Here is an 18,116-nt window from a genome sequence, read left to right on the forward strand (position 1 = left end):
CATGACCCACGAGACTCCGGACGACGGTCGCGAACTGCTCGCGGCGGGCGCCGCGGCCTATACGCGCGGCGACACGGCGGAGGCCAAGCGTCTCTTCGAGGACGCCGCGGACAAGACCACCGGCGACATCCGGCTCGGCGCCATCATCAACGCGGCCAGCATGGCCGACGAACTCGGCGACCACACCGCCTCGCTCGCTCTCTATCGCGCGGCGCTGGCCGAAATGCCCGAGCATGCCCCGCGATTGCGGCCGAACGCACTGGTCAACATGTCGCAGGCGTTGCAGCACCTCGGTGCGCTCGACGAGGCACAGGAGGCGCTCGAGCAGGCGCGGGCGTTGCTCGCCGACAACACCGACACCGACCTCGGCGTGCTCCGCGTAGCCTGCCTGCTGTCGTTGACCGCGGTCGCACTGCACCGCCAGAACTGGGCCTACGCCGCCGAGCTGGCCACCGAATCGCTGGAGGCGGCACGGCGTTTCGCACCGCAACTGGCCGGCCACCCGTTGATGAATCTCGCCGCGACGTACTTCGAAACCGGACGTCGCGATCTGGCCATCGATTTCGCGCGGCAGGCGCTGGCCGCGTTCGCGTCGGTGGACGACCGCAACGCGGTCGCCGAGACCGAACAGAACCTCGCGACCATGCTGGTCCGCGTCGAGCGGTACGACGAGGCGGAGGCTCCGCTGCGGTCGAGTCAGGAGTACTTCGAGCGCGCCGGTCTCGGTTATCGAGCCGGAATCGGGCTCAAGACGATGGGTTTCCTCGCCGAGGGCCGCGGCGATCTCGCGAGCGCGCAGGACTGCTATGACCGGAGCTTGGCCTACTTCATCGAGTCCGGCGCCGCGCTGGACGCGGCCGACCTGCGCATGCGGCTGTCCACGGTGGCGTTCGAGACCGGGCGCCTCGCCGAGTGCGAGGAGCTGCTCGCCGCGGCGTTCGAGACCTACGCCGAGCGCGGTCTCGGACTGCACTGCGCCCAGCTCGATTTCTGGCACGCGACGCTGCTGGACGGCGCGATCGCCGCGACCGAGACTCCGAACGCGGAAATGCTCGCGCACGCGATCCACCTCGCCGTTCCCGCCGCCCTGGCGATCGATGCCGTGCGCTACACCCTGCCCAACGGCACTCAGCGCGAGCAGTGGAACCGCCAGATCGCCGACCCCGCCATGCGGTTGGCGTTCCGGTTCGCCTACCTGTCCGGCAACGGGCTACTGCTGGCCGATCTCGTCGAAACACAATGCGCTGGAACTACCTTGGCCATCGACCGCTCCGCGCGCGACCGGCCTGCACGGCTCCCGCTCGCATTGCTCGAAGCACCGCAAGAGTTCGATGACCATCCCGGCAGCGCCGCGCTGCAACTCGGCGCCGCTCTCGCCGAAGTCGCCGCCGGTGCCGGTCTACCGGTCGCGCCACCGCCGCGCCTGGCGCTGGCCGCGGAAGGCCGGATCGCGCTCGCGCCGTTCATCGCCGCCGCCGAACAGCGCTACGGCCGGGTCATCCGCGACGATCGGGTACTGACGGTATGACGCCGACCGTGGTCGTCCGCATGGCGGACGCGGGGGACGTGTACGTGTCGTGGCGGTGGGTCGGCGACAGCGCGGAGCGCGGAGCGAGCATGCTTCCGGAAGAAGCCGCCATGCGGGCGGTGGGCATGCTCGCCGACGCGCTGCCACGGCCCGGCGAGTCCGGTGGCCTGGAGCGCGCGCTGACCACCGGGGCCTTCGCCGACTATGAGCGTGAATGCACTGTCGCGCAGGCACTTTCCCAAGCCCTACTGCCCTACGGCTTGGCCGCTCAGCTCTACGAACTGTGGCAGCGTGGCGTGCGTCCGCATATCCGGCTGCAACCGTCACCGCGCGTCGCGCAGGTGCCGTGGGAGTTGATCGCGCCGGACCGCGATGTCCGGTTGATCGACATCGCGGACGTCAGCCTGCTCGCCCCGGCGAGCGTCGTGCAAGCGCCGGGACGCATCGCGCGCGAATGGACGCGGACGCAGGCGGGTCCGGTCGTCGCGGTGTTGGACCCACGGGTCCCCGGGTTCCGCGCCGATTCGACGCTCGGCTCGGTGCTCGGCCGCATGACGGCCGACACCCCACTCGCGCAGCGCATCGCGGACTATGCCATGCGTGGCAGGCTGCGGCCCGCGGTCGAGGACCCGGTCGAGGTCTTCCGCCGCACCGATGTAGACCGCGCCTGGCTCGGCGCCACCTTGCGCGAGGGGGCGAGCCGCATGATCTACGTCGGGCACGTCACCGCGGCCGCGCCGGAATCGGGCCGCAGCGAGGACGCCGAACTGCACCTTTCCTGCACGGCCGACGCCGTCGGCTTCGCCGAACCCAGCAGGACGCACCGTCCGTTGTCGGCCAAGGATCTGCTGCTCGGCACACACACGATCGATCCCGATCCCGTTGCCGGGCCGCAACTGTGGCCGATCCCGAGCCGGGTGGCGCTGATCGCCTGTGAAAGCGGCGGCGACCTGCGATTCAGCGAAGCGCTCGGCCTGACCGCCGCGATGATCAGCGGCGGCGCCGAACTGGTCACCGCGAGCAGATGGCCGCTGCCGACCGACCTCGCCTTCCAGCGCATCGCGGGCGCACCGCCCGAAGCCCACCCGCTCCAGCAGGCCATCTGCGCCATCGACGCCGCGCACGAATCGCCCGACCCGGTATCCGCGCTCGCCGATTGGCAACGCGCCCGATTGGCCGTCTGGCGCGGCACCGGCGGAATCGAGCACTCGCCGGTGCTCTGGTCGGCGTTCGCCACCGTGTGCGCCGGCAAACCATAGATCACGCTTCCGTAGACCGCTCTACCTGCACTGAGTACGCAAAAGTCGGGTGAAAACGGGTACCCGCTACTCATGCGCACCCGAGGACGAAGGCGACACCATGCGGAGGTGGAGCCAAGCTAAGCTCAGACGCCTTCAGCCACAGCGTGTTCTGACCAGGAGTAGCTACACCATTCGGATGACCGTCTCGACCGGCCACTGAGGAGCCAGCTCATGCGTTACTACGCCGTCTACGACACCGACGGGAACATCGCCACCATCCTCGGACAACCCGACCACGCCCCTCCCCTGCGTCCCACCGGCCACCAACTGACCGAACTGGCAGTTCCGGATGGAGTCATCGAGCCCGTGGACCCGGGCAACCTGATGACGCTGCTCGAAATCGCCGCGAACTACCGTGGCGACGCACCGGCGCCGCCGAACTGACCGAGCACCTGATGGCCGATTGCCGCCGGAGCTTCGCGGCAGCTGAGCAGGGGCGGAGGAGCGCGTCACGCCCGGATCAGCGCGACCACCGGGATGACCCGCGAGGTCTTCATTTCGTGCTCGGCGAAGAACGGGTAGGTGTTCTTGAGCATGGCCCAGGTCACCGCGCGGTCGTCACCGGTGAGCGGGGTGGCCCGCGCGGGATAGGTCTCCTCGCCCACCTCGACGGTGACGTGCGGATTCTCCCGCAGGTTCAGGTACCAGTCCGGGTGCTTCGGCGCGCCGACGTTGGAGCCGATGACCAGGAGGCGGTCGCCGTCGCGGTGGAACATCATCGGGGTGGTGTGTGGGGCGCCGGAGCGACGGCCGGTCGTGGTCAGCAGGACCAAGCGGTCGCGATGCATACCCTCGATGTCGCCGCCCGCACGAAACTGAGCGATCGTTCGACGATTGATTTCCTTGACGTCCATGGTTCACCTCCCTCGGATGTGGTGCACCACGCTCAGCTTTCCCTCTGGACGCGCGCCGCGTCCGGGAAACGCGCGGATTAGCGCCGCGACCTGTGCGTTCAGCCGCGACGGGCGAGCCGGCGCCACATCACCACGTGGGTGGGAACCCGCAACACGAATCTCGTGTTCGTCGATCACCTGCCTTACCGGGACCGGGGTACCAACGAATCAGTGCTCGTCGAAGTGGCCGTCGTGGGCCGCGTGGCGGTGCCCGTCGTGGATGTAATCGACGTGGTCGCCGTGCTGGACGGCCTCATGGCCGCAGTTGGGGCCGTGCTGATGCGGGTGATCAGCGCACTCGGTGTGCCCGGACGGCTCGCATTCGTCGTAGTGACCTGCGTGTTCGCGATGAAGGTGACCGTCGTGGGCGTAGTCGGTGTGATCGCCGTGCTGGAAGGCGGTGTGGCCGCAGTCCGGGCCGTGGACGTGATCGTGGCCGGTGTGCTGCGCATGCGCTGTGGTCATCGAATTCCCCTCTTTCCTTGATCGGATAGCTGGAATCGTGATGCACAATACATTAGCAGATGCGCATCAATCGAGATCGCCCTCAGTGCGCTGGAGGACGGGCACGGCTCACAGCACCTGCGAGAGGAACCTCTGCAACCGCGGCGTCTGCGGGTTGTCGAACAACGCGTCGGGCGAGCCGGTCTCCACGACCTGCCCTTGGTCCATGAACACCACGCTGTCGGACACCGTGCGCGCGAAACCCATCTCGTGCGTCACCACGACCATCGACATGCCGCCGGAGGCCAGGTCGCTCATCAGGGCGAGCACCCCTTTGACCAGCTCGGGGTCCAGCGCCGAGGTGGCCTCGTCGAAGAACATGATCTCCGGCCGCATGGCCAGCGCCCGCGCGATCGCGACACGCTGCTGCTGGCCGCCGGACAGGTTGGCGGGCCTGGTGTCGGCCTTCTCCGCCAGTCCGACGATCTCCAGCTGTTCGACGGCCAGCGCCCGAGCCTCGTCCTTGGACAGGCCGCGCAGCTTGCGCGGGCCGAGCGCGACGTTCTCCGCCACGGTCTTGTGCGGAAACAGGTTGAAGTGCTGGAAGACCATGCCGATGCGCTGGCGCAGCCGGTCCGGGTTCTCGGTGAGCACGGACTTGCCGTCCAGCAGCACGTCACCCTGATCCGGCTCGTAGAGCCGGTTCAGCACCCGCAGCAGGGTGGATTTGCCGGAGCCGGACGGCCCGATGACGGTGGCGGTCTTGCCCGCGTCGACGTGGATATCGATGCCGCGCAGCACGTGGTTGTGCCCCAGCGTCAAATGCAGTCCGGTGCCGGTGAGGGAGGCACTCATCTATCCGCGCCCTTCCGTGATCGTTGCGGTCTCGATCGGGTCGATCGGCCGGTCGGGACGTCCGGTGCGCATCCGGCGGTCGATGTAGTTCACCAGGTGGGTGAGCGGGACGGTCAGCAGCAGGTAGACCAGGCCCGCGGCGACCAGCGGCGAGAGATTCCCGGTCTGCGCGTTGAGGTCGCGGCCGACCGCGAACAGCTCGCGCTGGGTGGCGAGCAGCCCCAGGAAGTAGATCAGCGAGGAATCCTTGATCAGCGCGATGAACTGGTTCATCAGCGCGGGCAGCACCCGTCGCACGCCCTGTGGGATCACCACCAGCGTCATCGACTGCCGGTAGCCGAAGCCGATCGCGCGCGCCGCTTCCAGCTGACCCGCCTCGACCGATTGGATACCGGAGCGGAAGATCTCGCCGATATAGGCCGAGGCGAGCAACGCGAGTGCGACGGCGCCGAGCCAGTACGGGTTGTTGCCGGTGAGATTGCGCACCACCGGGCCGACACCGAGGCCGATCAGCAGGATGATCACCACGGCGGGCAGTCCGCGGAAGATGTCGGTGTACACCCGCGCGGGCCAGCGCAGCCAGCGGGTGCGGGAAATTCCGGCGACCGCGAGCAGCATGCCCAGCAGAGTGCCCAGCGCGCCCGAAACCACCGCGAGTATCAAGGTGTTCGGCAGGCCGGTCTTGAATAGATCGGGAATAGCTTTGCGATACAACGACCAGTCGAAGAATGTGTCCTTCAACTGCCGCGCCGTGGATTTCGGCACGTTCTGCTCGGTGTCGCCCTGCTGCTCGTCCGCGGCGAGCGCGGCGAAGTCCGGCAGTTGCGGCGTGGGCGCGGCCTTGGAACCCGGCTTCCAGCCCGGCGGCAATTCCCTCGGCACCCAGTCGCTGTAGAGCCTGGCGTAGGTGCCGTCCGCGATCACCGCGTCCAATCCGCTGTTGAGCGCATCGATCAGGGGCTGGTTGTGCTTGGCGACCGCGTAGCCGACGAAGTTGTCCAGGCTGAAGGTGTTCTGCGACACCGAGATACCGTCACCCGGCTGGATCGCGCCCTCCGCCTGAGCGGACGGCGCGACCCACGCGTCCACCTGGCCGGACTTCAGGTTGGCGTAGGCGGTGTTGTAGTCGGGGAACTTCACCGGGTTCAGGCGCAGCTGGTTCACCACGAACTCGTCCTGCACCGTGCCCTGCACCACGGCGATCCTGGTGGCGCGACCGAGATCGGAAAACCCCTTGATGGCACTGCCGTTCGGCACCACCAGGGAGAAGTAGCCGAAGTCGTAGCCATTGGTGAAACCGACCAGCTGGCGGCGAGCGTCGGTGGTGGTGATGTTCGACGAGCCGACGTCGAAGCGGCCGCCGGACACCTGGGCGAGCAGCCCGGCGAACTCGGTGCCGGAGAACTCCACTTGGAGGCCGAGCTTGGCGCCGATCGCCTTCAGCAGCTCGTTGTCGAAGCCGGTGAAGGTGCCCTGCCGGTTGACGCAGATGCTCGGCGGCGCGTCCGAGAGCGTGCCGACGCTGAGTTTGCCGGGCGTGATCAACCCGAGCTTCGAGACGTCGATCGAAGCCGGCGGCACGGTCGTCGCGGTGGTGTATCGGTCGGTGCCCGCGGTCGCCGAGGAGGCCAGGTTTGTGGGCGCGGCGGACGCGGCGGCCAGGCCCGGCGGTGCGCAGAGGTTGCGCTCGGTGGACGCGTCGTCCGATCCGGAACCGCACGCCGTCGCGCTCAGACCGACGGCAAGCAATATCACGGCGATCAGCGCACGAGAGCGCACAGCGGGCAAAACAGCCATGATGGACAACCCTAGCCGCGGGAATTTGCTATTTCGCAGCTACCCCGAGGCGGCTGCCGCGGGAATCCTTGCCCGCGCGATGGTCGCGAGTTTCGATCACGCTGATCCGAATGCCGCGCCGTCGTGGATCAGCCGACCGGGCAATCGTGCTCAGGCGATTCCGCTGACCGGTTCCGGGTTGACTTCGTCGCGCCACCGAATGGCGGTTTCGACTTCGCTGAGGTCGAAGTCCGGCCCGCTGACTCCGACGGTGAACGTCGTCACGCCCGCGTCCACGAAGCTGGGCGCCTTCGCCACACCCGGCCATTGCACCGAGCGTTCGATGCGGGCTTGGTCGGTGCCGACGGCGGCGCAGTGGTCGGCGAGCACCTGGTTCTTGTGCGCGAGCAGATCCAGGTCGGCGAAGGTGTGCCACATGTCGGCGTACTGGGCGACCAGCCGCAACGTCTTCTTCTCGCCACCGCCGCCGATCAGGATCGGGATGTCGCGGGTAGGCCGCGGATGGAGCTTGGGCAGCCGGGCGGTGATCCGGACCAGGTTCTCCTTCAGCAGGGCGAGCCTGCTGCCCGGCGTGCCGAAGTCGTAGCCGTACTGGTCGTAGTCCTTCTGGAACCAGCCCGCGCCGATGCCGAGAATGAGACGGCCGCCGCTGATGTGGTCGACCGTGCGCGCCATGTCCGCGAGCAGGTCCGGATTGCGGTATCCGCCGCCGGTGACCAGCGCGCCGATCTCCACCCGCTCGGTCTGCTCGGCGAACGCGCCCAGCATCGTCCAGCACTCGAAGTGCGCGCCGTCCGGGTCGCCGGTGAGCGGGAAGAAGTGGTCCCAGTTGAACACGATGTCGACACCCGCGTCCTCGGACCGCAGCACCGCGTCGCGGATGAGCCCGTAGTCGGGCGCGTGCTGCGGCTGCAGCTGAACTCCGATACGAACTGGACGACTCATGCGTGCTCCTCGTCGCTCGGGCGGATTCCCCGATCGAGGCTACCGGCGCGGTTGGGATCCCGCAGGTGGCGCTTGCGGCGCGTCGACGTGCCCGGCAGTGGTCTGGTCCGCAGCACGGTGCGGGCCGCACACAACCTGCCCGCGCACCGCGCCAACCCAGTAGGATCGTCCCGCCCTTACTCGGATCGTCCGGCACGTTCCTGCCGGGATGGGATGTGAATTCGTCATGGCCACTGTGACCTTCGACCACGCGACGCGGCTCTACCCCGGTGCCGCCAAACCCGCGGTGGATCGGCTGAATCTGGAGATCGCCGACGGGGAGTTCTTGGTGCTGGTCGGTCCGTCCGGCTGCGGGAAATCGACCTCGCTGCGCATGCTCGCCGGGCTGGAGGACGTCGACGACGGCCGCATCCTGATCGGCGCGAACGACGTGACGCACGCCGAGCCCAAGGAACGCGATATCGCCATGGTGTTCCAGAACTACGCGCTCTACCCGCACATGACCGTCGCGGAGAACATGGGCTTCGCGCTGAAGCTGGCCAAGGTCGCCAAGGCGGAAAAGCAGAAGCGGGTCCTGGAGGCGGCGAAGCTGCTCGACCTGGAGCCCTACCTGGACCGCAAGCCGAAGGCACTGTCCGGCGGTCAGCGCCAGCGGGTCGCGATGGGCCGCGCGATCGTGCGTCAGCCACAGGTGTTCCTGATGGACGAGCCGCTGTCCAACCTGGACGCGAAGCTGCGGGTGCAGACCCGCACCCAGATCGCGCAGTTGCAGCGCAGGCTTGGCACCACCACGGTGTACGTCACGCACGACCAAGTCGAGGCGATGACCATGGGCGATCGCGTCGCCGTGCTGAAGGACGGTTTGCTGCAGCAGTGCGCCACGCCGCGCGACCTGTACCGCGATCCGGCCAATGTGTTCGTCGCGGGCTTCATGGGCTCGCCCGCCATGAACCTGTTCACGCTTCCGGTCGCCGATGGCCGGGTCGAGCTGGGCGGGCATGCGGTACCACTGCCACGTTCGGTCGCCGACGCCGCCGGGACCACCGTCACGGTCGGCATCCGGCCGGAACACTTCGAACTGGGCAACGGCTCCGGTATCGAGATGGAAGTCGACGTGGTGGAGGAGCTTGGCTCCGATGCCTACATCTACGGCCGGACCAGCGCCGGGGACGGGACCGGGGAAACCATTGTGGCGCGCGCGGACTGGCGCAATCCGCCCGCGAAGGGCACCCGCCTGCGGCTGGCCACCGACCCCGAGCACATCTACTTCTTCGACACCGATGGCGGTCGGCTCAACTGAGCTGGTCGTTGAAAGGCCCGCTCACCCAACCAGCTCGGTGAGCGGGCCGGTCGGCTGTCCCGGCTCGGGACCCACGGACCGAGGACACGTCACGTCCGTTCGGCCACCTCAGCCAGGCGCAGCGCAGTACGTCATCCGGTCGACGGCACCCGCCATCGCGTCTCGACCGCAGTCACGCGTCCTGGGCTCCCCCGCCGGACCGGCGTTTCCGCCGCTGCTGGACATACTCCTGATTGAGCCGCACGCCCAGCTCCTCGAGCTCGATCTCCCGGCCGGACTCGCTGCGCACCTGCACCCGCACCGGAGCACCGGTCGCCTCTTCGACCAGCAGCAGCGGAGCCGGACCCGCCTGTAGGTACGCGTCACCCCACTGCATGAGCGCGAGCACCGCGGGCAGCAGATCCCGCCCCATCGGCGTGAGCACGTATTCGTGCCGGGTGCGCTTGCCCTCCTCTTGATACGGCTGTTTCGCCAGCACGCCCGCCTCGGTGAGTTTGCGCAACTGCGCGGCGGCGGCCGCGTCGGTGATGCCGACCCGGCCGGCGAACCCGTCGAACCGGCGCGTCCCGTAGTACGCCTCGCGCAGGATGAGCACCGCCGAGCGGGTGCCGACGATGTCGAGCGCCTTCGCGATCGAACACTCCTCGGCCTTCCACGAGCTCAGATCCGCCAACGGTCCTTCCATCACTGCTGCCATGACGAACATCATACCGAGTCTGACTTGTCTCAACTATTGTCAGGGCTACTCTGACTATGTATTGATAGAGCCAGGCATGGCGGCCCGGCTCTCGGTCCGGAAGGAAGCACCATGAGAGACGCGGTGATTGTCGAAGCGGTACGCACCCCGATCGGCAAAGGCAAGCCGAACGGCGCACTGCACAACGTCAACGCGGTGGACCTGCTGGCCCACAGCCTGCGCGAGGTAGTGGACCGCAGCGGCATCGATCCCGCGCTCATCGACGACGTGATCGGTGGCATCGTCACCCAGGTCGGCGAGCAGGGCGCCAATATGACCCGGCGGGCCGCGCTGGCCGCGGGATATCCCGAATCCGTCCCCGCGACCACTGTCGATCGGCAGTGCGGCAGCAGCCAGCAGGCCATCCACTTCGCCGCGCAGGGCGTTATCGCCGGCGCCTACGACATCGTCGTGGCCGCGGGCGTCGAGTCGATGGGCCGAGTTCCCATGGGCGCCAACCTGATCGGCTCGGACGACATCTCCGGGGCCGGTTTCACCGAGCGGTACCCGGACGGCTTGGTGCCGCAGGGCATCAGCGCCGAGCTGATCGCGGCCAAATGGGGACTGACCCGCACCCAGCTCGACGAGTTCGCGCTCGGCAGCCACGAGAAAGCCGCTCTGGCCACCAAGAACGGATCGTTCGCCAGGGAACTCGCACCGATCAACGGACTCGCCACCGACGAGGGCATCCGGGTGGGCAGCACGCTGGAGACGCTGGCCGCGCTCCGTCCCGCCTACTACGACCAGGCCATGGCCGCCCGCTTCCCGCAGATCGGCTGGGAGATCACCGCTGCGTCCGCGAGCCAGGTGAGCGACGGCAGCGCGGCGGTGTTGATCATGACCAGCGAGCGCGCCGCGGAACTCGGGCTGAAACCGCTCGCCCGGCTGCACAGCTTCGCCGTGGCCGGTGACGATCCGCTACTGATGCTGACCGCCGTGATCCCCGCGACCGGAAAGGTGTTGCAGCGCGCCGGACTGCGGTTGTCCGACATCGACCTGATCGAGATCAACGAGGCGTTCTCGCCGGTGGTGCTGGCCTGGGCGCACGAGACCGGCGCGGATCTGGCCAAGGTCAACGTCAACGGCGGCGCCATTGCCATCGGGCATCCGCTCGGCGCCTCCGGTGCGCGCTTGATGACCACACTGGTGCACGCCATGCAGGACCGCGGCGCCCGCTACGGCTTGCAGACCATGTGTGAGGCAGGCGGTTTGGCGAACGCGACCATCCTCGAACGGTTGTGAACCAGCGCGCGGTACCCGTCGAGGGGCGGGTACCGCGCTCAAATCGAGACGAGCACGATCGCGATCAGGAAGCCGACCAGCCAGGATTCGAGGATCAGCGGCACCGCCATCAGTGGGGTCCATGCGATCGGTTTGCGATGGCGCACCTTCTCCAGCACCGAGACGAGCGCGGCGAGTACCGATGCCGCGATGCCGGCCCAGGCGATGACCTGCGCCCACGGCAGATACCCGACGCCGCGCCCGTCCCGGCCGTCGCGCGCGAGGACTTCGTACAGCGGGACGAAAGAGGCGAGCAGCCAACCGAATCCGAGGACGATTACCGAACCCAGCGCCACGCGCAGGAAATCGGTCAACCTCCGCCGGAGATGCCGCGCCATATCTTCAGCATGACCGGCTCAGCGCCACACGGCATCTCGGCGCATCACGACCCCGGGTAAACCTGCCCCGCCAGTGCGGCACCGCCGCAGAACGAGCAGACGATCAACAGCATCGCGAGCACCGGCCAGAACCACAGGTACCAGCGCTTGATCGCGGCCACGATGAGCACGGCGAGCGTGCGGAGCAGCGCGAGCGCCGTGCCACCCCAGGACACTGCGAACGCCCATGTGAGGTACTCGGTGCGGCAGGTGCCGTACGAGCACGGGTCGGTGGCGAAGGCGAAATTACTCGAGTCCACCTGCGCAATCCCTCGATCGGACAACGCCTCCGAATAAGCTGACCGGCAATGAGCGATTTCGCAACGCAGAGCGTCGTCTACGTCATTCCGATGCGGACCCGATTCCGCGGTATCACGGTGCGGGAGGGGATGCTGATCCACGGGCCCCTCGGCTGGGGCGAGTTCTGTCCGTTCCCGGAATACGACGACCAGGAGGCCGCCGGGTGGCTGGCCACAGCCGTGGAACAGGTCACGGCGGGCTGGCCCGAACCGGTGCGAGACCGGATCCCGATCAATTGCATCGTGCCCGCGGTCGATCCGGAGGAGGCGCACGCGATCGTCGCCCGGTCCGGCTGCCGCACCGCCAAGGTGAAGGTCGCCGACCATCCCGAATCGCTCGCGGAGGATATGGCCAGGGTGGAGGCGGTGCGCGACGCGCTCGGCCGCAACGGTGCCATCCGGGTCGACGCCAACGCGGTCTGGGACGTGGACACCGCCGTGCGCCATATCGATCGGATCGACAAGGCCGCGGGCGGCCTGGAGTACGTCGAACAGCCCTGCCGGACCATCGAGGAGCTCGCCGCGGTGCGCCGCCGCGTCGCGGTCCGCATCGCCGCCGACGAATCCATCCGCCGCGCCGAGGACCCGTTGCGGGTCGCGATCGCCGGGGCGGCCGATATCGCCGTGCTCAAGTGCACGCCACTCGGGGGCGTCCGCCGGGCCCTCCAAGTGGCCGAGGCCGCGGGCCTGCCCTGCGTGGTTTCCTCCGCGTTGGAGACCAGCGTCGGCCTCGCCGCCCAACTGGCGCTGGCCGGTGCGCTCCCGGAACTCGATTTCGCCTGCGGCCTCGGCACGTTGAGCTTGCTCACCGGCGACGTGACACCGGGCTCGCTGCGCCCGTCCGACGGCTACCTCCCGGTCCTGCGCACCCCACCCCAACCGGACCCCGACCTGGTGGAACGCCACCGCCATCCCGACGCCGACCGCACCGTTTGGTGGCAGGAGCGACTCGCCCGCGTCTCGGCCCTGGTCCGGCAGAACACCACGGCATAGCCGCGACGGAACAATCGGCTCTCCGCCGCGCGGAATACCACCGCGCCCTCGGCCCAGCGCACCGTGGCACAAGGTGCGGCCAGATCGCCGCGCATGGTGGAAGGAGCGGGCCGCCCTGGAATGGCGCCTGCGGGCCGACACCCTCAACGCCGCTCGGCATTTACATGCTCACGGAAGCTACCGGAGCCGTACGCCGCAGCCGAGCATGGTGGCGCGCAGGAGTAACGCCGCTTCAGGGCCGACGACGCCGTCCACGAGTTCCACATACCGGTCGCAGAATTCCGGGCCGTGCGCGGCGACGGCCGCGGGAGCGGATTCCAGGTGATGCGCCAGTTCATGCAGGATCACCAGTTCGCGCAGCGCCCAAGCGGTGCCGCCGGTGTGTAGCGGGACCGCGAGGACGGCCTCGGCAGCCTCGTAATGCGCGGCGGTCACTCCGCCGCGGGCACGGACACGCACCGGCGTGGCGGCCCGTTCCCACCGCGACCGAACCCAGTTGAGCGCCAGCACCTTGTCCGCGTAGCTCTGCACCGACTCCACCGAGGCGAAGCGGCGCTCGATCGGCAAGGTGAGATGCGAGCCGTACAGCTCGACGGTTCGCGCGCCATGCTCGTCGGCTCGATCGAATACCCCGCGCACCAACTGTTCGGCGTCGTACACCTTGGCGCGCTGACTATCGCGCACGGTCATCGATGCCGCTCCACGGTGGATGTCGAACCAGACGCGACGAGGAGCACGCGATTGCCCCTCAGCGCGTCGGCCGACTGCACACGACCGGGCTCGCCCGCACCTGCCGGGCGCGCCCCACTCACGACGGTCCGCTCGCGTCGACCGAGTGCAAGCCCGCTCCTGCAAGGCGCGCGCCGATCACGGCGGTCCGCCAGCATCGGGCGAGGTCAATTGCCCGCGGGCAGCGGGCAGTTCGGGCGAGTTGCCGATCCGTGCGGCTCTGCCCGCGCGATCCCCGGCCGCCCGCGCCGCCGCCGAATGCCCCGTCGACTCCTGCGGGCCGCGCCAGGTGCCGCGCGCCTCCGATGTCCGCGAGTAGAAGTCCGTGAGCTCGATCTCTTTGTCGCGCAGAGCCAAGGCGGTGCCGGTCGCGTCAGCGTCGCCGGGCAACACCTCCGCTTCGACTTCCGCCTTCACCTCCGCCAACCGCCGGCCGATCCGTGCCGCGAAAGCCATCTGGAAGTTCAGCCGTGCCGTCACGCCCGCGACCGGCACCTGCACCCGGCGCCGAACCTGGCGTCCCCAGCGCTTCTCCACGACGATCTTCTCCACGGTGGCCGACCGGTAGGCCCCCGACTTGATGTACTGATCGGAGGCCCGCACCATCTGCACCAGCAGGCTGGCATACAACGCCGCACAAGTGTCGATATCGGAGTCGAAGCCGTAGGCAAAGACCTGCGTCGAAGTCCTGGCTACGTCACAGCGCACGTCGTTGGCCGCGGCGATCGCGACGAACAACTGGACGTAGGTGCGCAATCCGCGCTTGCCCGGCTCGCCGATCGGGATGATCCGCTGCACCGGCGTCGACCTGCGCTCGCGTCCGGCGATGTGCGCCCGCGCCACCGCGAGGTCGATGGAGGACTTCGTGGCCAGCCGCTGGGCCGCGGCGAGGAACGCTTCGGCCTCGTGGTCGTTATCGGTGGATTCGGCCTTGCGCAGCAGTCCACCGATGCGGGTGAGCATCCGATCGGGAACCGCGTTCGGCGAAGTCATCACCCCCAAGCGTAACGAGGAGTTCCCGCCACTCTCCGGCGTGCCGGATCGACACCATGTATCTTGCCTTGTGCACCGGCAGGGTGTGCTGCCGCTCACGAACGATCCTGGAGTGTTTGCGATGGCTGTGAAGAAGGTGTCGGCCCTACGTTCGTCGCTCGTGCCGCGGGCCGCGGTGGCGGCCGTGTCGGTCGCGCTGCTGACCGCGACGTTCACCAGCGCCTGCGCCAGCGACAGCGGCGGCAGCCCGATCAGCCAGAACCTCACCGGACGCGGCCCGATCACCTACGTCGAGGGCAAGGACACCACGGAGACGGGCGCGGTCAAGCAGTTGATCGAGCGCTGGAACGCCACGCACCCCGACGAACAGGTGACGTTCAAAGAGCAATCGAACGACGCCTCGCAGCAGTACGACGACCTGGTCGAGCACATGCGCTCCAAGCAGTCCAACTACGACGTGGTCGCCCTGGACGTGCCGTGGACGGCCGAGTTCGCCGCCAAGGGCTGGATCCAGCCGCTGAAGGACTCCTTCACCATCGACACCACCGCGCTGCTGTCGCCGCCGGTGGCCAGCGCCACCTACAACAACACCCTCTACGCCGCGCCCCGCAACACCAACGGCGGCCTGCTGTTCTACCGCAAGGACCTGGTGCCCAACCCGCCCAAGACCTGGAACGAGATGCTGGCCCAGTGCCACATCGCGCGCGAGCAGAACATCGGCTGCTACGCGGGCCAGTTCGCGCCCTACGAGGGCCTGACGGTGAACGCCGCCGAGGTCATCAACGCCTACGGCGGCAGCTTCGTCGGCGCCGACGGCAAGACCCCCACGGTGAACAGCCCGCAGTCGCGCGCCGGACTGAAGGTACTGGTCGACTCGTACAACAGCGGCGACATCCCGAAGGAAGCCATCACCTTCAAGGAGCCGGAGTCCAGCAACGCCTTCGCGCAAGGCAAGCTGCTGTTCCTGCGGTCGTGGCCGTCCACCTTCGGTGACGTCGGCGGCGAGGCTTCCGCGGTGAAGGACAAGTTCGCGGTCGCTCCGCTGCCGGGCGAGAACGGCGTCGGCGCCTCCACCCTCGGCGGCTACAACGCGGCGATCAGCGCGTTCTCCAAGAACAAGGCCACCGCGCTGGACTTCCTGCGCTTCCTGATCAGCGAGGACGCGCAGCACATCGTCGCCTCCGGCGCGCTGCCCTCGGTGCGCGCGTCGATGTATGACGACCCGGCGCTGATCGCGAAGATGCCGTACCTGCCCGCGCTCAAGGACTCGATCGCCAGCGCGGTGCCGCGCCCGGTGACCCCGTTCTATCCCGCGGTGTCCAAGGCCATCCAGGACAACGCCTATGCTGCGTTGAACGGAACCAAGTCCGTCGATGACGCGATCACCGGTATGCAAAAGGGCATCGAGACCGCCGGATCGTAAGCGGTGAGCGCAACGGACCCGAAGAACCCGCAGGAGAGAGAAACGGTGTCGGATCCTTCGGGAGCGGCGACTATCGCGCCGAAAGACGACGATTTCGTTCCGGCTAGGCGCGGCATCGCCGCGACGATAGCGCTGGAGCTGCGGCGTTCCGGAAAGGCCTGGCTGTTCGTCACGCCGGTGCTGCTCGCGCTCGCGGTCGTCATCGGGTATCCGGTGGTCCGGGCGCTGTGGATGTCCTTCCAGAAGGACTCCGGGCTCGACCCGGCGACCGGCATGTTCGTCGAAGGCGGCAGTGCCGGGTTCGCCAACTACACGCACTGGCTGCTGCAGCAGTGTCAGGTCGCGACCGGCGAGATGGTGTCCTGCCCGACCGGCAACCTGGGCTCGCAATTCTGGCTGGCCATCGGCGTCACGCTGTTCTTCACGGTGGTGACGGTCACGCTGGAGCTGACGCTCGGCCTCGGCATGGCCATGGTGATGGGCAAGACCTTCCGCGGCAGGGCGCTGCTGCGCGCGGCGGTGCTGATTCCGTGGGCCATCCCGACCGCCGTCACGGCACGGTTGTGGGAGTTCATGTTCCAGTACGACGGCGTGGTGAACCGGGTCCTCGGCACGCACATACTGTGGACCTCCGACGCGTGGCCGGCGCGGTTCGCGGTGATCGCGGCCGACGTCTGGAAGACCACGCCGTTCATGGCGCTGTTGCTGCTCGCCGGTCTGCAAGTGATCCCGGCCGACGTGTACGAGGCGGCGCGGGTCGACGGCGCGTCGGCCTGGCAGCGGTTCACCCAGATCACGCTCCCGCTGCTCAAGCCGGCCCTGCTGGTGGCGGTGCTGTTCCGCACCATGGACGCGCTGCGCATGTTCGACCTGCCCGCGATCATGACGCTGGGCAACCCGTCCACCCGCACGGTGTCGATCCTGGTGGTCGAGCAGGTCCGGCAAGGACCCAACAGCGCGGCCGCGTTGTCCACGATCACCTTCCTTTTGATCTTCGCGGTGGCGTTCGTGCTGGTGAAGGTCCTGGGCGCGAACGCGGTTCGCACCCAGGAGGAGCAGCGGAGGGCCGGATGAGACACCATCGCGAAGCTCTCGTCCAGCCCGACCGGGTGCGGGTGTCCCGCATGAACACTGAGGGCCGGACGAAACACGTGCCCCGCACGACACCGGAGGCGCACTGATGGCCGTGCAGACGACGAACAAGCCCGCCACCCAGGCGGACAAGGCCGCCGCGCAGCCGATTCCATGGACGAAGCGGCTCGGTTCGGTGCGGTTGTACCTCGGTGCCCTGATCGTGCTGGTCTGGGGTCTGGCGCCGTTCTACTGGATGGCGGTCACCGCGTTCCGCGACCCCGACTACACCTTCGACAACACGCCTTGGCCGACGCACGTCACGTTGGAGAACTTCCGCAACGCGTTCGACACCAGCCGCGGCAACGACTTCGGCAAGGCGCTGGTGAACAGCGTCGTCATCGGCGCGGCCACCACGGTGATCGCGCTGGTGGTCGGCGTGTTCGCCGCGTACGCGCTGGCGCGGCTGACCTTCCGGGGCAAGTACGTGGTGTCCGGACTGATCCTGAGCGCCTCGATGTTCCCCGTCGTTGTGCTGGTGACTCCGCTGTTCCAGCTGTTCACCAGCCTGGGCTGGATCGGCGAGTACCAGGCGATGGTCATCCCGAACATCTCGTTCGTGCTGCCGATGACGGTCTACATCCTCGCGTCCTTCTTCGCCGAACTGCCCTGGGAGCTCGAGGAAGCGGCGCGGATCGACGGCGCGACCAAGATGCAGGCCTTCCGTCTGGTCATGCTGCCGCTCGCCGCTCCCGCCGTGTTCACCACCGCGATCCTGGCGTTCATCGCGGCGGTCAACGAATATCTGCTGGCCCGTTTGCTTTCCAGCGACAAGACCGAGCCCGTCACCGTCGCGATCGCCCGCTTCTCCGGCAACAACCCCCTGGTGCAGCCGTACGCGGCGATCATGGCCGCGGGCACCATCGTCACCATCCCGCTGGTCATCATGGTCCTGCTCTTCCAGCGCCGCATCATCTCCGGCCTCACCGCGGGCGGCGTGAAGAGCTGAGCTGTGTTTGATTTGCAGCGCCTGCGGCGCTGGGTGTTCGCGGCCCCTTTGTGGCTCGCGTCCGAGCGACCGCCGCTGGCGACTTCGTCGCGGACGCGGCGGCCACTCGGACGCGAGCCGGGCCGCGAACGGGCAATGCTCG

19 protein-coding genes are annotated in these 18,116 nt (G+C 68.2%); 9 read left to right on the plus strand and 10 right to left on the minus strand.

Features of this window, described 5'->3' with window-relative positions:
- Nucleotide 1 precedes the first annotated feature (1 nt).
- The 3 genes from ACWPXK_RS32060 (at nucleotide 2) to ACWPXK_RS32070 (ending at nucleotide 3,213) form a co-directional block, all read left to right on the plus strand.
- Nucleotides 2–1,528 carry a tetratricopeptide repeat protein gene (locus ACWPXK_RS32060; protein ID WP_454199899.1) on the plus strand — a complete coding sequence of 509 codons (1,527 nt, stop codon included), beginning with the start codon at nucleotides 2–4 and terminating at the stop codon, nucleotides 1,526–1,528.
- Complete coding sequence (locus tag ACWPXK_RS32065) at nucleotides 1,525–2,787, plus strand: CHAT domain-containing protein (RefSeq protein WP_454199900.1); 1,263 nt, start codon at nucleotides 1,525–1,527, stop codon at nucleotides 2,785–2,787. The genes ACWPXK_RS32060 and ACWPXK_RS32065 overlap by 4 nt, the downstream gene beginning before the upstream one ends.
- A gap of 213 nt (nucleotides 2,788–3,000) precedes the next feature.
- Nucleotides 3,001–3,213, plus strand: a complete 213-nt coding sequence (locus ACWPXK_RS32070) for a hypothetical protein (protein ID WP_364320813.1) — start codon at nucleotides 3,001–3,003, stop codon at nucleotides 3,211–3,213.
- Between the two features lie 65 nt (nucleotides 3,214–3,278).
- Here the strand turns inward: ACWPXK_RS32070 and ACWPXK_RS32075 are convergent, their stop codons facing one another.
- The 5 genes from ACWPXK_RS32075 to ACWPXK_RS32095 all read right to left on the minus strand — a co-directional run bounded on the left by ACWPXK_RS32075 (nucleotide 3,279) and on the right by ACWPXK_RS32095 (nucleotide 7,763).
- A complete protein-coding gene (locus tag ACWPXK_RS32075; RefSeq protein WP_454199901.1) occupies nucleotides 3,279–3,683 on the minus strand; it encodes a nitroreductase family deazaflavin-dependent oxidoreductase in 405 nt (134 codons plus the stop codon).
- 207 nt (nucleotides 3,684–3,890) lie between these two features.
- Nucleotides 3,891–4,187: a hypothetical protein gene (locus ACWPXK_RS32080; protein ID WP_454199902.1), complete on the minus strand. Its 297-nt coding sequence runs from the start codon at nucleotides 4,185–4,187 to the stop codon at nucleotides 3,891–3,893.
- 108 nt (nucleotides 4,188–4,295) lie between these two features.
- Complete coding sequence (locus ACWPXK_RS32085; protein WP_454199903.1) at nucleotides 4,296–5,021, minus strand: amino acid ABC transporter ATP-binding protein; 726 nt, start codon at nucleotides 5,019–5,021, stop codon at nucleotides 4,296–4,298.
- Nucleotides 5,022–6,818 (minus strand): ABC transporter permease subunit, encoded by a 1,797-nt coding sequence (locus tag ACWPXK_RS32090; RefSeq protein WP_454199904.1) that lies wholly within the window; start codon nucleotides 6,816–6,818, stop codon nucleotides 5,022–5,024.
- Nucleotides 6,819–6,968: 150 nt separating this feature from the next.
- Nucleotides 6,969–7,763, minus strand: a complete 795-nt coding sequence (locus tag ACWPXK_RS32095; RefSeq protein ID WP_454199905.1) for an LLM class F420-dependent oxidoreductase — start codon at nucleotides 7,761–7,763, stop codon at nucleotides 6,969–6,971.
- A 226-nt stretch (nucleotides 7,764–7,989) separates the two neighbouring features.
- Between ACWPXK_RS32095 and ACWPXK_RS32100 the strand changes: the two genes are divergently transcribed.
- Complete coding sequence (locus ACWPXK_RS32100) at nucleotides 7,990–9,063, plus strand: ABC transporter ATP-binding protein (protein ID WP_454199906.1); 1,074 nt, start codon at nucleotides 7,990–7,992, stop codon at nucleotides 9,061–9,063.
- Nucleotides 9,064–9,235: 172 nt separating this feature from the next.
- Here the strand turns inward: ACWPXK_RS32100 and ACWPXK_RS32105 are convergent, their stop codons facing one another.
- Nucleotides 9,236–9,772 carry a winged helix-turn-helix transcriptional regulator gene (locus tag ACWPXK_RS32105; protein ID WP_454199907.1) on the minus strand — a complete coding sequence of 179 codons (537 nt, stop codon included), beginning with the start codon at nucleotides 9,770–9,772 and terminating at the stop codon, nucleotides 9,236–9,238.
- Between the two features lie 99 nt (nucleotides 9,773–9,871).
- On the opposite strand from ACWPXK_RS32105, the gene ACWPXK_RS32110 reads away from it, so the two are divergent.
- Nucleotides 9,872–11,041 (plus strand): thiolase family protein, encoded by a 1,170-nt coding sequence (locus ACWPXK_RS32110; protein WP_454199908.1) that lies wholly within the window; start codon nucleotides 9,872–9,874, stop codon nucleotides 11,039–11,041.
- Between the two features lie 38 nt (nucleotides 11,042–11,079).
- Here ACWPXK_RS32110 and ACWPXK_RS32115 read toward each other — a convergent pair whose 3' ends face one another.
- Together ACWPXK_RS32115 and ACWPXK_RS32120 are read right to left on the minus strand one after the other, a co-directional pair.
- Nucleotides 11,080–11,418, minus strand: a complete 339-nt coding sequence (locus ACWPXK_RS32115) for a hypothetical protein (RefSeq protein WP_454199909.1) — start codon at nucleotides 11,416–11,418, stop codon at nucleotides 11,080–11,082.
- A 44-nt stretch (nucleotides 11,419–11,462) separates the two neighbouring features.
- Nucleotides 11,463–11,717 (minus strand): hypothetical protein, encoded by a 255-nt coding sequence (locus ACWPXK_RS32120; RefSeq protein WP_454199910.1) that lies wholly within the window; start codon nucleotides 11,715–11,717, stop codon nucleotides 11,463–11,465.
- 48 nt (nucleotides 11,718–11,765) lie between these two features.
- Between ACWPXK_RS32120 and ACWPXK_RS32125 the strand changes: the two genes are divergently transcribed.
- Complete coding sequence (locus ACWPXK_RS32125) at nucleotides 11,766–12,749, plus strand: o-succinylbenzoate synthase (protein ID WP_454199911.1); 984 nt, start codon at nucleotides 11,766–11,768, stop codon at nucleotides 12,747–12,749.
- 177 nt (nucleotides 12,750–12,926) lie between these two features.
- Here ACWPXK_RS32125 and ACWPXK_RS32130 read toward each other — a convergent pair whose 3' ends face one another.
- A complete protein-coding gene (locus tag ACWPXK_RS32130; protein ID WP_454199912.1) occupies nucleotides 12,927–13,439 on the minus strand; it encodes a TIGR04338 family metallohydrolase in 513 nt (170 codons plus the stop codon).
- Between the two features lie 177 nt (nucleotides 13,440–13,616).
- Nucleotides 13,617–14,471 (minus strand): DUF2786 domain-containing protein, encoded by an 855-nt coding sequence (locus ACWPXK_RS32135; protein ID WP_454199913.1) that lies wholly within the window; start codon nucleotides 14,469–14,471, stop codon nucleotides 13,617–13,619.
- 121 nt (nucleotides 14,472–14,592) lie between these two features.
- Between ACWPXK_RS32135 and ACWPXK_RS32140 the strand changes: the two genes are divergently transcribed.
- From ACWPXK_RS32140 to ACWPXK_RS32150, 3 genes are all read left to right on the plus strand, one after another.
- Entirely contained in the window at nucleotides 14,593–15,894 is a 1,302-nt protein-coding gene (locus ACWPXK_RS32140; protein WP_454199914.1) for an ABC transporter substrate-binding protein, read from the plus strand.
- Nucleotides 15,895–15,939: 45 nt separating this feature from the next.
- Nucleotides 15,940–16,968 carry a carbohydrate ABC transporter permease gene (locus tag ACWPXK_RS32145; protein WP_454199915.1) on the plus strand — a complete coding sequence of 343 codons (1,029 nt, stop codon included), beginning with the start codon at nucleotides 15,940–15,942 and terminating at the stop codon, nucleotides 16,966–16,968.
- 106 nt (nucleotides 16,969–17,074) lie between these two features.
- On the plus strand, nucleotides 17,075–17,974 hold the full coding sequence (locus ACWPXK_RS32150) for a carbohydrate ABC transporter permease (RefSeq protein WP_454199916.1): 900 nt from the start codon (nucleotides 17,075–17,077) through the stop codon (nucleotides 17,972–17,974).
- Nucleotides 17,975–18,116 lie beyond the last annotated feature (142 nt).

It is taken from the genome of Nocardia sp. Marseille-Q1738 (genome assembly GCF_965283145.1).

Bases quoted from the DNA above. Each gene is read 5' to 3' on its own strand.
- ACWPXK_RS32060 (WP_454199899.1), top strand. From the start codon at position 2: ATGACCCACGAGACTCCGGACGACGGTCGCGAACTGCTCGCGGCGGGC.
- ACWPXK_RS32065 (WP_454199900.1), top strand. From the start codon at position 1,525: ATGACGCCGACCGTGGTCGTCCGCATGGCGGACGCGGGGGACGTGTAC.
- ACWPXK_RS32070 (WP_364320813.1), top strand. From the start codon at position 3,001: ATGCGTTACTACGCCGTCTACGACACCGACGGGAACATCGCCACCATC.
- ACWPXK_RS32075 (WP_454199901.1), bottom strand. From the start codon at position 3,683: ATGGACGTCAAGGAAATCAATCGTCGAACGATCGCTCAGTTTCGTGCG.
- ACWPXK_RS32080 (WP_454199902.1), bottom strand. From the start codon at position 4,187: ATGACCACAGCGCATGCGCAGCACACCGGCCACGATCACGTCCACGGC.
- ACWPXK_RS32085 (WP_454199903.1), bottom strand. From the start codon at position 5,021: ATGAGTGCCTCCCTCACCGGCACCGGACTGCATTTGACGCTGGGGCAC.
- ACWPXK_RS32090 (WP_454199904.1), bottom strand. From the start codon at position 6,818: ATGGCTGTTTTGCCCGCTGTGCGCTCTCGTGCGCTGATCGCCGTGATA.
- ACWPXK_RS32095 (WP_454199905.1), bottom strand. From the start codon at position 7,763: ATGAGTCGTCCAGTTCGTATCGGAGTTCAGCTGCAGCCGCAGCACGCG.
- ACWPXK_RS32100 (WP_454199906.1), top strand. From the start codon at position 7,990: ATGGCCACTGTGACCTTCGACCACGCGACGCGGCTCTACCCCGGTGCC.
- ACWPXK_RS32105 (WP_454199907.1), bottom strand. From the start codon at position 9,772: ATGATGTTCGTCATGGCAGCAGTGATGGAAGGACCGTTGGCGGATCTG.
- ACWPXK_RS32110 (WP_454199908.1), top strand. From the start codon at position 9,872: ATGAGAGACGCGGTGATTGTCGAAGCGGTACGCACCCCGATCGGCAAA.
- ACWPXK_RS32115 (WP_454199909.1), bottom strand. From the start codon at position 11,418: ATGGCGCGGCATCTCCGGCGGAGGTTGACCGATTTCCTGCGCGTGGCG.
- ACWPXK_RS32125 (WP_454199911.1), top strand. From the start codon at position 11,766: ATGAGCGATTTCGCAACGCAGAGCGTCGTCTACGTCATTCCGATGCGG.
- ACWPXK_RS32130 (WP_454199912.1), bottom strand. From the start codon at position 13,439: ATGACCGTGCGCGATAGTCAGCGCGCCAAGGTGTACGACGCCGAACAG.
- ACWPXK_RS32135 (WP_454199913.1), bottom strand. From the start codon at position 14,471: ATGACTTCGCCGAACGCGGTTCCCGATCGGATGCTCACCCGCATCGGT.
- ACWPXK_RS32140 (WP_454199914.1), top strand. From the start codon at position 14,593: ATGGCTGTGAAGAAGGTGTCGGCCCTACGTTCGTCGCTCGTGCCGCGG.
- ACWPXK_RS32150 (WP_454199916.1), top strand. From the start codon at position 17,075: ATGGCCGTGCAGACGACGAACAAGCCCGCCACCCAGGCGGACAAGGCC.